The sequence below is a fragment of the Commensalibacter sp. M0355 genome (assembly GCF_016101365.1).
Classification (GTDB): domain Bacteria; phylum Pseudomonadota; class Alphaproteobacteria; order Acetobacterales; family Acetobacteraceae; genus Commensalibacter; species Commensalibacter melissae.
Genome location: NZ_JACFQQ010000002.1, coordinates 6,220 through 19,101 on the forward strand (window position 1 = coordinate 6,220; position 12,882 = coordinate 19,101).

At 37.2% G+C, this 12,882-nt stretch carries 10 protein-coding genes; 5 read left to right on the top strand and 5 right to left on the bottom strand.

Annotated features, from left to right (window positions below; genetic code table 11):
- A partial coding sequence (locus tag H3T44_RS03840; protein WP_198196142.1) for a filamentous hemagglutinin N-terminal domain-containing protein occupies positions 1 to 1,495 on the bottom strand: 1,495 nt, incomplete at its 3' end.
- 314 nt (positions 1,496 to 1,809) lie between these two features.
- Here H3T44_RS03840 and H3T44_RS03845 point away from each other — a divergent pair.
- The 3 genes from H3T44_RS03845 to surE all read left to right on the top strand — a co-directional run bounded on the left by H3T44_RS03845 (position 1,810) and on the right by surE (position 5,043).
- Positions 1,810 to 2,427, top strand: a complete 618-nt coding sequence (locus H3T44_RS03845) for an invasion associated locus B family protein (RefSeq protein ID WP_110438987.1) — start codon at positions 1,810 to 1,812, stop codon at positions 2,425 to 2,427.
- Between the two features lie 21 nt (positions 2,428 to 2,448).
- Positions 2,449 to 4,176 (top strand): ShlB/FhaC/HecB family hemolysin secretion/activation protein, encoded by a 1,728-nt coding sequence (locus H3T44_RS03850; protein ID WP_198196144.1) that lies wholly within the window; start codon positions 2,449 to 2,451, stop codon positions 4,174 to 4,176.
- Between the two features lie 102 nt (positions 4,177 to 4,278).
- On the top strand, positions 4,279 to 5,043 hold the full coding sequence (surE, locus tag H3T44_RS03855) for a 5'/3'-nucleotidase SurE (RefSeq protein WP_198196146.1): 765 nt from the start codon (positions 4,279 to 4,281) through the stop codon (positions 5,041 to 5,043).
- Between the two features lie 44 nt (positions 5,044 to 5,087).
- Here surE and H3T44_RS03860 read toward each other — a convergent pair whose 3' ends face one another.
- Positions 5,088 to 5,549, bottom strand: coding sequence for an MlaD family protein (locus H3T44_RS03860; RefSeq protein WP_196424695.1), 462 nt, complete (start codon positions 5,547 to 5,549; stop codon positions 5,088 to 5,090).
- 237 nt (positions 5,550 to 5,786) lie between these two features.
- Here H3T44_RS03860 and H3T44_RS03865 point away from each other — a divergent pair, with 237 nt between their 5' ends.
- Both H3T44_RS03865 and H3T44_RS03870 read left to right on the top strand, forming a co-directional pair.
- Entirely contained in the window at positions 5,787 to 6,629 is an 843-nt protein-coding gene (locus tag H3T44_RS03865) for an undecaprenyl-diphosphate phosphatase (protein ID WP_155566763.1), read from the top strand.
- Positions 6,630 to 6,718: 89 nt separating this feature from the next.
- Positions 6,719 to 8,128, top strand: a complete 1,410-nt coding sequence (locus tag H3T44_RS03870; protein ID WP_198184969.1) for a sugar porter family MFS transporter — start codon at positions 6,719 to 6,721, stop codon at positions 8,126 to 8,128.
- A gap of 48 nt (positions 8,129 to 8,176) precedes the next feature.
- Here H3T44_RS03870 and H3T44_RS03875 read toward each other — a convergent pair whose 3' ends face one another.
- The 3 genes from H3T44_RS03875 to glmU form a co-directional block, all read right to left on the bottom strand.
- Complete coding sequence (locus tag H3T44_RS03875; RefSeq protein ID WP_198196148.1) at positions 8,177 to 9,460, bottom strand: aromatic amino acid transport family protein; 1,284 nt, start codon at positions 9,458 to 9,460, stop codon at positions 8,177 to 8,179.
- A 235-nt stretch (positions 9,461 to 9,695) separates the two neighbouring features.
- Positions 9,696 to 11,519: a glutamine--fructose-6-phosphate transaminase (isomerizing) gene (gene glmS / locus H3T44_RS03880; protein WP_198196150.1), complete on the bottom strand. Its 1,824-nt coding sequence runs from the start codon at positions 11,517 to 11,519 to the stop codon at positions 9,696 to 9,698.
- A gap of 16 nt (positions 11,520 to 11,535) precedes the next feature.
- On the bottom strand, positions 11,536 to 12,855 hold the full coding sequence (glmU, locus tag H3T44_RS03885; protein ID WP_198196152.1) for a bifunctional UDP-N-acetylglucosamine diphosphorylase/glucosamine-1-phosphate N-acetyltransferase GlmU: 1,320 nt from the start codon (positions 12,853 to 12,855) through the stop codon (positions 11,536 to 11,538).
- Positions 12,856 to 12,882 lie beyond the last annotated feature (27 nt).

Here is a 12,882-nt window from a genome sequence, read left to right on the forward strand (position 1 = left end):
TGCCATTGTCAAGTGAGGAGCCTGTCAATGACACATTCCCCTGACCCGTACGGATCAGGCCGGACTGGTTATTGATATCCCCGCCATGAACCGTTACATTCCCTTTGCTCAGAGAGCCAATCTGGCCTGAACTGTTGTCAAAACGACCAGCCGTAGAAAGATTTACCATATTGTTGGAAACAAGGGTGCCATGATTAGTTACATTCCCCTGAAAAATTCCCTGTAAAGATCCATTCACAGCATTCATTTGCCCATTATTCACTACATCATGGCCGGACAGGAAAAGATTTTGTTGGGAGTTAATCATACCTGATTGGGTATTATTGATGTTTTGCGCAGTCAATTGTAATTCTGCCTGACTTAGAATCGATCCGGAATTTGTTAGATTATCTCGGATTGAAAGTTGATTCCTATCATTTCCATTGGCAATAATCTTTCCAGAATTTGTCAAGGAATTCGCCTGCAAAGAGAGCTGTTTGTCAGCCCCTATCGTCCCTGTATTTTCAACAATATCAATTTTGGCATGTAAATTGTTGCGGGCTGACATTTCACCATTAATAAGCAATTTTCCATCAGCAGTCAGCTGCATGTCGCCAGCCGTAGATGCCATACGGCCATCTACACGGACTCCGGCTCCCTTTTCGTTAACCATCATTTGAATATGATTGCCCGTCATCCCGCCCAACACAGATGTATCAATAGCAAATTCTGGTCTTTGACTGTTATCTGGTTCTTGCGCCGTTGCAGTTCCATTTACATAATCATAAATGTTGCGTCCTGCGGTGATTTTAATATCCTGACCATTTACAGGTCCTTCAATCCTAACTTTACGGCTGATAATATCCAAAACGGGAACTTCGGCAAAATTCCCGCCTTTTCCTTCAAATGCCACTTCTCCATCATTTATATTGATAGACTGCAGGTGGCCTTCCTGATCAAACTGGGTCTTACCTGTTGCAAAAGAGGTTCTTGTCGTATTGACAAATCCACACCCCGCACAAGTGATTCCACTGGGATTGGCAATAACCAGGGCAGCCTGTTTACCAGCGATTTCAGTATATCCAAGCAATCTGGTTGGAGAACGGCCAGTCACTTCATTAATAATCAAATTAGCGTTATGATTATCATTCAGGTTGGGATTGCCCGTGATTTTTCCAGCCAGTTTTGTCTTGGTTATTGTGGAGGAATTATTTAAAATCTGACCCGATTCATTAACGTTATACTGGTTGAAAAGATTATGTGAAACACCAGCATTATTGGGATGTGCAATATTGATCTGATCAATTCCATTATTCGTTACATCAATAGATGGCCGTTTATTTACCGGGGCTGTTGGATCAACCACTATATTAGAAGCGGGCCTGGGCCCGGCATAAACCGGAAAGGTTGAAAAAAGGTTCCCTCCCAAGAATAATCCCGTCACAATCGTGTATTTTAGACGTTTTATTAGCAAAATCCGAGAAATATAAAAGGGATTATATTTAGTTTTAAACATAGGGTACCTAATAGGAATACTAAAATAAATATTTAAAAATAAATTCTAAGAATTAATCAAAGCTTGATATGATATATATAATTTAGATCGAAGCAACAATAATTTTTTATTTAAAATTATTAAAAATGTATTTTAAAAAGAATAATTTTATATATAATCGAAAACCGTTGATAAGTTTTAGTATTATTATAATTTTATAACCATGAAAATTTTATTTTTTTAATATAACACAGTGTTTATTATTTTTTATTTAAACCAATTTTCCATAAGTAATTGTGGGAATAGCGGTCAATATTTTAAGGTTAGGGTTTTTTATGAAAAAATTGCTTTTATTAAGCGCTCTTACAATCGCTTTGTTAAATTCCACTCATGGATTCGCTGCAGAAAAAACAAGTAAACAAGCATCTGATAGTAAAAATAGTTCTGCAATTTCCCCCATTACCGTAAATCAAAGAATAGGCAGCTGGGATATTCATTGTGCCTATCCAAACGCCACGGAACAGAACAATAAAACCGTGTCCCAGGGATGTATCGCTCAACAAAACCTATTAACCAAAGGGCCCAACAACAGCCAAAGCCCTATCGCCTCTCTTTTGTTGGAAAAAGTTAAGCAAAGTAACGATTTGTCAAAACCTGTACCCTTTCAATTTACAGTGGTTGTTCCCCTTGGATTCTCTTTACAAAGTCCAGCCAATTTAACTTTCGATCGTGCAAAACCTGTCGAATTGCCTTGGGCTGCCTGTACGACAAACGGATGTATCGCAACCAAAGCTATTGATAATGACCTTCAACAGCTATTGACCAAAAACAAACTTGCCCATCTGGTCATTCATCGCGTCAACGGAACAACATTAACCATTAATTTTAATATTGATAATGTTCCTTCCATTCTTAAAACAATGGATGAGATGGTTAACAAGAAAAATCCGTAATTCCGTCCAGATACAAGATAAATGAATTTTAAGACTGTATATCTACGATTATTCTTAATCGTCGTTCCCTGTACTTTTTTTATAAACATACAGGGATTTGCACAAAATCTTAATCAATATCAACAATATCTGCAACATAAAGAACGACAACATTTAATGGAGACCCTACCTCCACCCTCCAGCAATGTACAGGTAAACCAGGATCAGGCCCCTGCATTGCATGGTAAGGCATGTGTGCATATCAATTCCATCATCGTCGTTAATACACAAAACCTCTCACAACTGCCAGTCAAACATATCACCAGACCATGGCAAAACAAATGCATGTCACTTGATGATATGAATACTGTCCTAAACAAGCTCAACAAGGCCTATATTGATCATGGATTTGTAACAACTCGGGCCTATCTGCCTCAACAAGATCTCAAGTCAGGTCAATTGCATATTGTTGTGGTGGATGGAAAAATTTCAGACTTCCAATTCGAGGGAGTGTCTGCAAAAAACCATGAAACCATGGCTTTTCCATGGGTTAAGGGCGGAATTCTAAACCTGCGGGATCTGGAACAGGGAATGGATCAGATGAACCGTCTGCCTGACTGGGCTGCCACAATGAAAATTGCACCTGGGCAAAAACCGGGCACATCAGTGGTTAAAATCAATGCCCATGATCCAGGTATTCTTCATGGTCAGCTGACAGTTGACAATAATGGACAAAGCTATTCGGGAAGAACTATCGGACGAACCATGGTTACTGCCGAAGACCTTTTCGGATTATTGGATATGTGGACTGTAGAATATGATCATTCACTCAATTCACGTCAGGGAGATGGACACAATTCCTTTTTTACCGCTGAAGGCTCAATCCCTCTGGGACCATGGACATTCTTCGGAGGATGGTATCGCTATGACGATTTCTATCGTCTACATTTCAACTGGCCGGGACAAGGACGATACGATACGACCCAAAAAGATTTCCATATCGGTGCCTCGAGAGTTGTCGCTCGTAATTCCATCGGTGTTACAACATTACAAGCTACCTATGAGCTGAAATCCTTTGACAGTTATCTCAATCATTCCAAAATGAACACGCAAAGTGCAAAACTCTCATTCCTGAATCTTAATGCCAGTGAGTCAATGCATCTTTGGGGTGGAACATGGTATGTCAGTGTCGGAATGAAAATCGGTTTGGGGGGGGCAATGGGAGGAAAGTCCTGGATCGATAATTCAGGTCGATATAATCCCCATACGCAATATGTAAAGCCAAGTTTGGATATCGATGGATATCAACCTATCGTTGATAATTTTATGTGGCATACTTCCATCCACGGGGAATATAGCACTAAAAACCAATATGCGAATGAGCAAATGCAAATTGGCGGACCCTATACGGTCAGAGGTTTTATGCAACAAACCATGATCGGAAATGCAGGAATTTACATGCGTAATGACCTCTCATGGTTCATTCCCACAAAAAATATGGATTGTGGCGGATATCAATTCTTCTGCAACGCCCTGATAAAAAATACCGAACTCTACGGTATTCTCGATGTCGGAATGACACGGGGTGTATTTACATACAGCGATATGCCAAAAACAGAAAAAGGAGGCAACCTTGCCGGTGCAGGTTTCGGTATTCGCAAATCCTCAGGCAATATATTCTGGAACGCCTCCCTTACACACGCACTCACAACGGCGGGTCTTCCTCCAGAAGGATGGATTGCACTTTTCAATGTCGGTGTCAGACTGTAATTTGATCTATTCATTTTATGGGTATGGTTTTTACCCATAAAATAATTTACCCTTTACCGTTAATATTTCATTCAAATTGAATAGATAATAATCGGATTAAAAATGAATTTTCAACTATTAAATAATGTTCTTTTAACAAATGATGATGGCATTGATGCACCTGGCTTAAAAATTCTGGAAAACATAGCATCGAAAATTGCCAAGACAATCTGGGTTATTGCTCCAGAGCGGGATCAAAGCGGGACTGCTCAATCTATAAGTATTCATCACCCTTTACGCATAATGGAAAAATCAAATAATCATTTTGCAATATCCGGTACACCGGGTGATTGTGTTGTAATGGGGATTCAAGAAATTTTACCCCAACGTCCTGATCTGGTTTTATCTGGCGTGAATCGGGGAAGCAATCTTGGTATTGAAACCATATTTTCAGGTACTGTTGGCGCAGCAATGACAGGTGCCTTATTGGGAATACCTTCAATTGCTCTTAGTCAGAATTTCAGAGATGGGTATCCTGTTCAATGGAATACAGCGGAGTATTTCGGTGCAAAAATTATAGAACAAATTTTAGAACATAAAAAGAATTTAAAAAATGGGTGTATCAACATCAATTTTCCCGATTGCCAATATAATGAAGTGAATACAATAGAATACACGACACAAGGATTGGGATATATTGAGAATATTGTTCCAGTTAAAAGAAAAGATTTACGACAAAACGAATATTTCTGGCTTAATTTTGACAGACCAATCAAGGAAGATAAAATAGGAACGGAAACACAAGCCATCAATAATAAATCAATTTCAATCACTCCTCTGACATATGAAAGAACAGATTTTGATTTATTGAATCAACTCAAGAAATAAATTCAAAATTCGTCGCATTGCAAGTAATAATATTCAATTCATTATTATTGTGATGCGACACTCATACTTCCGAAAATATAATTACTGATTTGCTGTTCCAGACTAACATAAGGCATTGTATTACTGATTTTATTTCCAGCCTTGATAAAATCTCTGTTTTTTCCTGGTTTAATGATTATAACGCCATCATCCGTCATACTAATTGATGAAATGACAAACTGACTATCAGTGGGCAAATGAATATTTTTGTTAATATCCATTTTAACTTCGGACATGAATGTCTTTTTATTAAGATTGATGGATTTTATAACCCCAACTGGAATACCCGATAAAATAACCTTTCCACCAGGGTTAACCGTATTGGAAGAAAAAAATTGAGCTTCAATAGTATATCGATCCTCTCCGGTTCCAAATAATATAAATCTAGAATATGCATAAAATCCGATAGCAATTATCAAAACAAAAGTGCTAGCCATATATGCACTAACATTTCTTTGTTTAATCATTAACATCTACCCTTTATCATTCCAACCTAACATCAATAAATAATATAATTTTAAAAAATAAAATAAAACGTCAAAATACACTATTAATTTTCAATGTTTGAAATTGTCATGATCCCTTAAATCTCTGAATTATTATTTTCTAATAATACGTATTGATCAATAACTATATGATTTAATTTTTTAAAATGCCTGATAAAATATATTAAACGATTTATAATATCGAAAAAAGGTTACTTCATGTCTTTTCTTCAGGCCATTTTTATTGCCATTCTACAAGGTGCAACGGAACTTTTTCCTGTCAGCAGCCTTGGTCATGCCGTTTTAGTTCCCGCTCTGCTAGGATGGCAAATTCACGCTCAAGATCCAACGTTTTTGCCATTTATGGTGATGCTTCATTTCGGCACCGCTTTTGCTCTTCTAATATTTTTCTGGAAAGATTGGAGTGCCCTTTTCAAGGGTGCATTAGGTAAGGATGGAAAAGAAATACAACGTCAAAGTTTTTATATTTTTTCTCTTCTTATTGTTGCCACCTTACCCGCAATATTCATCGGTGCCTTTTTTGAAAAATTGATCAGAAACCTTTTTTCGACACCCGATATAGTGTCAATTTTCTTGGTATGTAACGGAATAATGCTTTTTATAGTTGATAAACTCAGAAAAAATATATCGGTAGACAAAACGATTGCAATAGCTGACTTAAAAGTAAAAGATGCTTTATTTATTGGATTATTTCAATGTCTGGCTTTCTTTCCAGGGATATCACGTTCGGGGTCAACCATTGTGTCTGGATTGCTTCGAAATTTATCTCATGAAAATTCTGCAAGATTTTCCTTTCTAATGGCTCTTCCGGTAATTTTGGCGGCTTCTGCTCATCAAAGCTGGAAAATCTACAAACAGCAAATTCCTTTTGACAATATTTTACATATGGGTATTGCGACAATCATCGGATGTATTACAGCACTTCTAAGTACAGCATTTCTTATGAAATATTTCAAAAATAATGAGAAATGGGCTCTAACACCATTTGGATATTATTGTTGTGCATTAGGCATAATAGGTTTTGTTGTATTGATGTATTAAATGAATCACATTCACATTTATGTGAATTGTGATGATTGTCAAACAAGTTTTTAAATAAAAAAGAACAAATAAATTTTTCGGGAGGAAAAATGAAACCCTCGGATCTTTCCTTAAAAAAAAACAAAACGAATTTTTTTTCTCCTAACAACCTTTTTATAATTGATCTATTTGCTTCATTGGCCGGACTTTTATTTGGCCTGGATATTGGTGTTATGGCTGGCGCAAATGATTTTATTAAAATTGAATTTTCAGCAAATGACCATGATATTGAAAAAATAGTTAGTATCATGATGTTTGGAGCCGCTTTTGGTGCTTTAATATGCGGTTGGGCCTCAGCCAAATTTGGACGAAATCGCTGTTTGATCGTAAGTGCAACCTTTTTTATCGCCGCTTCGATAGGTTGTTCCTTATCCAACAGTGTTTCTGACCTCATCATGTGGCGATTTGTTCTAGGATTTGCAATCGGTATCGCCAGTATGACTGCCCCATTGTATCTGGCTGAAATTGCACCGGAAGAAAAAAGGGGTGCAATGATATCAACCTATCAATTAATGATAACGGTAGGAATATTCATGGCATTCATTTCCGACACTATATTCGGATATTATGGAGCATGGCGATGGATGCTGGGAATTTTGGCCGTTCCCGCAACCATATTTTTACTGGGTCTTCTAATCTTACCAAATAGTCCACGATGGTTATTAATGCATCGTCGAAGAAAAGAAGCCTATAATGTTTTATCCTCTATTAGAAATAATGATAATACCCTAATAAAGAGAGAAATTAAAAATATTGAAATGCAACTGGAAAATTCCCAAAAAGGATTTTATTTATTTCTCTATAACTCGAATTTCAAACGTTCTGTTCTATTGGGTATTTGTTTACAGATTATACAGCAATTTACAGGTATGAACGTTATTATGTATTATGCCCCTCGCATATTTGCCAATATGGGATATCACGGTCATGCACGGTTATGGTTTACAGCCTTAGTTGGTCTGGTAAATGTTTTCGCAACCTTTCTTGCCATCGGAATATGTGATAAATCGGGTCGAAAACCAATATTGTATATCGGTTTTACGATGATGGCGATTGGATTGGGGTCTGTCAGTTTTCTTTTAGATAATAATATCCAAACAAATTCTTATCTTCAATATTGCTGTGTTACAATGCTACTAATGTTTATTATCGGTTTTGCCATGTCTGCAGGGCCTTTAATCTGGACGATATGTTCCGAAATACAACCTTTGCAAGGACGTGATTTTGGTATTGCTGTTTCAACAGTGGTAAATTGGTTGGCAAATTTTTGGGTGGGATTCACTTTCTTGACATTGATCAATACATTCGGTGCTTCACATACCATTTTGTTATATGCCTGCCTAAATCTGATATTTATCGTTTTCATTTTCGCATTTGTACCTGAAACGTCAAATATTAGTCTGGAGCAAATCGAAGAAAATTTAATGGAAGGTCAACCCTTAAGAAAAATTGGCAGATAAATTTTTTATAATCAGCATTTTATAATAGATCGCTTTGATGAAATCCGTTCAAATAAAAAATTGGTAAATAACGGCTGATATAGCTATACATCCCATTATGGTTATAAAAATATTGCTTGATTTTCCTTTAAATTTTGCCAATTCAGGTAATTTGTGAATGGCAACCATAGGAAGAATAAATAAAATAACAGCAAGAACTGGTCCACCAATGGATTCAATAATACCTAAAATACTGGGATTATTGCTTGAAACAAACCATGTAACTACATATACAAAAAATAACGCACATCGATCCAAAGTTTTACGGGAAATGTTTTTCCCAAAAAAATGATATAATGATTTTTCCAAAACCCCATTAAATCCTTCCTTCGCCCCAAGATAATGGCCAAGAAAGGATTTGCAAATTGCTACAAAAGCAACGATTGGCGCTATAAATTTTAAAAAAGGGGTATGGAAGTGGTTAGCCAAATAGGAAAGAATGGTGATATTTGCCTTTTTCGCTTCAATTAAATTGGCTGGGCTCAGACATAAAGCACAACTAAATACAAAAAATAATACTGTAACTACCATCATCAAATTACTGTATTTGATAATCTGTGAACATTTTGGTTCAACCCATCGACCATACTCTTTGCTTTTGGTAACAGCTAGGGAAGAAATAATCGGTGAGTGATTAAATGCAAAAACCGCAACAGGTATCGTCAGCCATAATGTTAGAAACATTCCATTGCCTCCCTCCCGTGATGCTCCAGATAAACTTATATCCCTGAAAAGACTCAGGTTCCAATGCGGAATAAGAAATAAAGAAATCAATATTAAAATTGCAACAAATGGATAGACCAGGGTCGACATTATTTTGACTATCAGATTTTCACCACACTGAACGATCATTATCAAAAAACTGATTAAAAAAAACGAAGTCAACGCTCTGGGCGGTGGTGTCAATCCAAGTTGATGTTGCATGAAACTTTGAACAGTATTAACAAGACTTACACCATAAACCAATAAAATAGGAAATATTGCAAAAAAATAAAATAATGTGATTAAATACCCAATTTTTTTTCCAAATTTTTCTTCAACGACAACGGTAATATCACCATAATCATTTTCGGATCCCGACAATACAAACCTACATAAAGCCTGATGTGCATAAAATGTCATTGGAAAGGCAAGAATAGTCAATAAAAGTAAAGGAATTAATCCACCAGCCGCAGCGTTAATCGGTAAAAAAAGGACTCCTGCACCGATCGCCGTTCCATAAAGACTCAACATCCAAACTGTATCACTTGAACGCCATTTGGGCATTTTATCTAAAATTTGATTATTTATCATTAAAGCTTTACTTTTTTATGATTGAGTATGATTAACGCTTTATAAATCGGATGAAAAAAAAATTCAAAAATATTATTTAACTCTCCCTCGTAGGAAAATTGGAAAATATGAAAAATATATCAGTTACGATTACGCAGTGATTTTGTATAGAAATATGTATTTATATGCTCCCAAAATAAATGATATTTAATAATTTAAGGAACATATAACTTAATCTATCTGTTATTGATCTTAATTATTCAACAGTTACGGATTTTGCAAGATTTCTGGGTTGATCAACATCTGTGCCTTTTAAAATGGCAGCTTCATAAGCAAGCATCTGAACAGGTACCGTATAAAGGATTGGCGCTACAAAAGCATGAACTGTAGGCAAAACAATAATCTGTTCTGCAATGGTTGACAATGCCTCTGCACCCTTTGCATCAGTGAAAGCAATAATATGTCCACCCCTTGCTTTTGCTTCCTGTAAATTTGAAAGTGTTTTTTCAAATAAAAAACCGGAAGGCACAACCGCAATGACTGGAACCGTTTGATCAATCAGAGCAATCGGGCCATGTTTCATTTCACCTGCGGCATAGGCATCAGCATGAATATACGAGATTTCTTTCAGTTTCAACGCACCCTCCATTGCAACAGGATACATTATCCCTCTTCCCAGATAAATCACACTTTGAGCATCAGCAATTTTATGGGCAATTTCCTGAATTTTATCTTTCATTTGCAAAACTTCAGCAACACGACTGGGGAGATCCATCAATGCAGTCAAACATACTTTTTTATTTTCAAGGGTAATCTTATTTTTCTCACGAGCAATAACAAGGGTAAGACATGATAATACTGTCAATTGGGCTGTAAACGCTTTTGTAGAGGCGACAGCAATTTCCACACCAGCATCCGTACCGAGAACAACATCACTTTCTCTGGCTATAGTACTGAATTCATTATTTAAAATAGAAACTATTTTTTGATGTTCATTTTTTAAATTTCTCAAGGCTGCCAAGGTATCGGCCGTTTCTCCTGATTGCGATATGACCAATCCCATCCCTTGACTTTCAACAGGAGGATTGCGATAGCGAATTTCACTTGCAACATCTATATCAATGGGCAACCTGGCATATTCCTCCAACCAATAACGTCCAATAAGACCAGCATAAAATGCTGATCCACATGCCGTAATTATACCCCTTTTCAACGTTGATAAATCGAATGGCATATGAGGCAATATTATTTTATGGGATGATGGATCGACAAACCGCCTTAAAGTCTGCCCTATGACAATTGGATGCTCATGAAGTTCTTTCTCCATATAATGACGGTAACCATTTTTACCGACAACCCCTGACATCAACGCCGTTTTTTGAATTGGACATTCAACTTTTCCACCTTCCATATCAAAAAATTCAGCACCTTCTCGTGTCAAAACAGTCCATACGCCATCCGGCATATAGGCAACTTTTGTGGTAAGAGGTGCGATTGCCAGACTGTCAGACCCCACAAACATTTCATGATCACCATATCCGACAACCAGTGGGGCACCATGTCTAGCCCCGATTATAAGATTATCATCACAGGAAAAAATCATCGCAATGGCATAAGCTCCCTCAAGCCTTTTCAAAGCCTTGAAGGCAGCTTCTTGGGGTGCACATCCCTGTTTCAGATAATAATCGACAAGCTGCACAATTGTTTCACTATCCGTTTCACTTTTGAACACTTGTCCTAGCTCTGTCAATTCTTTTCTTAATGCAACATGATTTTCAATAATTCCATTATGAACAACAGCCACACGATCCGTCATGTGAGGATGCGCGTTGTTTTCCGTGGGGGCTCCATGTGTTGCCCATCTTGTATGACCAATGCCCAGATTGCCGCTTATTGGGGAAGACAAAAGTAATTTCGATAAATTATCAAGTTTTCCAGGAGCTCTACGACGATTTAACAGGCCATGATCCAATATTGCAATCCCTGCAGAATCATATCCCCGATATTCCAGACGACGCAAAGCTTCCATAATCAGAGGAGTAACAGATTGGTTTCCTAGTATTCCAACAATCCCACACATAAACTTCCCTTTAATATCAGTTTTTTAATGTAACCTTGCTATTTTTATTTACCTGCCTGGCCCTACCAAATGCTTTGGCATTATCAGGAACATCATCCGTTATCACGCTTCCTGCCGCAATTAAACTTTTATTACCAATTTCTACAGGAGCAACAAGAATGGCATCAGAACCGACAAATACCTCATCTCCAATGACCGTCTTATGTTTTCTCGACCCATCATAATTACAGGTTATCGTTCCTGCACCAATATTTGTCTTTTTACCAACAATGCAGTCACCAAGATAGGAAAGATGATTTGCTTTCACCCCGTCACCTAAAGCTGTAGCTTTCAATTCCACAAAATTACCGACATGCGCATCCTGACCCACCACCGTATCAGGTCTGATACGAGCATATGGACCAATTATGGCATTTTGTTTAATTTCGCAGCCTTCAAGATGACTAAATGATTTGATTTCAACCCCTGAACGAATGACCACATTTTTGCCAAAAACAATATTGGGATGAAGAATTACATCATTTTCAATCTTGGTATCATAAGACATAAAAACAGTTTCCGGTGAAATCATTGTCACCCCGTTATCCATCGCCTGTTTTCTCAATCTTTTTTGAATTATGGATTCAGCAAAAGCCAATTCAGATTGCGAATTGATCCCTGTAAGTTCCGTTTCTGAAGCCCTTAGAGCCTTTACCACCTTATGTTCCCTAACTGCTAAAGAAACAATATCTATAATATAATATTCTTTTTTTGCATTATGATTTTCAATTTCTTTCAGCCATTTGGAAAAATACAGTGCGTCCGCACATATTACCCCAGAATTGCACAATTTTATTTTTTTTTCCGCGTCAGAGGCATCAAGTGTTTCCACAATCTTTATTACATGACCATTATTTTCAATCACACGTCCATAAGCCTTGGGATCATTACATTCCATAGCTAATAAAACCAAATCAGTTTTTGGTTTTTTTTTCTCATCAATAAGTCGCTGTAATGTATTTTCCCGTATCAGGGGATTGTCAGCATTTAGAACAGTGACAATACCCTTTCCAAAATAGGCCTCTGCCTGCAATGCGGCATGGGCGGTTCCCAATCTGTGCTTCTGGATTACAACCTGATGCGGTTTTACAAGATCGGCAAGAGTCTCCATATGCGGACCGAAAACCACAATAATTCGATCAAAAACCTTTTCGACCTGATTTAATAATAAACGTATCATTGGAAGCCCTGCAATGGGGTGCATTGCCTTTGGTTTTGAAGATTTCATACGGGTTCCCATTCCTGCAGCCAGAATAACTGCAACGGTTTCCGTGGTGGAATTTGATAATTTATGCATTGTCTGTCATGATATTTGTAAAAAATT

Coding starts and splice junctions, on each gene's coding strand:
- H3T44_RS03845 (WP_110438987.1), top strand. CDS start 1,810: ATGAAAAAATTGCTTTTATTAAGCGCTCTTACAATCGCTTTGTTAAAT.
- H3T44_RS03850 (WP_198196144.1), top strand. CDS start 2,449: ATGAATTTTAAGACTGTATATCTACGATTATTCTTAATCGTCGTTCCC.
- surE (WP_198196146.1), top strand. CDS start 4,279: ATGAATTTTCAACTATTAAATAATGTTCTTTTAACAAATGATGATGGC.
- H3T44_RS03860 (WP_196424695.1), bottom strand. CDS start 5,549: ATGATTAAACAAAGAAATGTTAGTGCATATATGGCTAGCACTTTTGTT.
- H3T44_RS03865 (WP_155566763.1), top strand. CDS start 5,787: ATGTCTTTTCTTCAGGCCATTTTTATTGCCATTCTACAAGGTGCAACG.
- H3T44_RS03870 (WP_198184969.1), top strand. CDS start 6,719: ATGAAACCCTCGGATCTTTCCTTAAAAAAAAACAAAACGAATTTTTTT.
- H3T44_RS03875 (WP_198196148.1), bottom strand. CDS start 9,460: ATGATAAATAATCAAATTTTAGATAAAATGCCCAAATGGCGTTCAAGT.
- glmS (WP_198196150.1), bottom strand. CDS start 11,519: ATGTGTGGGATTGTTGGAATACTAGGAAACCAATCTGTTACTCCTCTG.
- glmU (WP_198196152.1), bottom strand. CDS start 12,855: ATGCATAAATTATCAAATTCCACCACGGAAACCGTTGCAGTTATTCTG.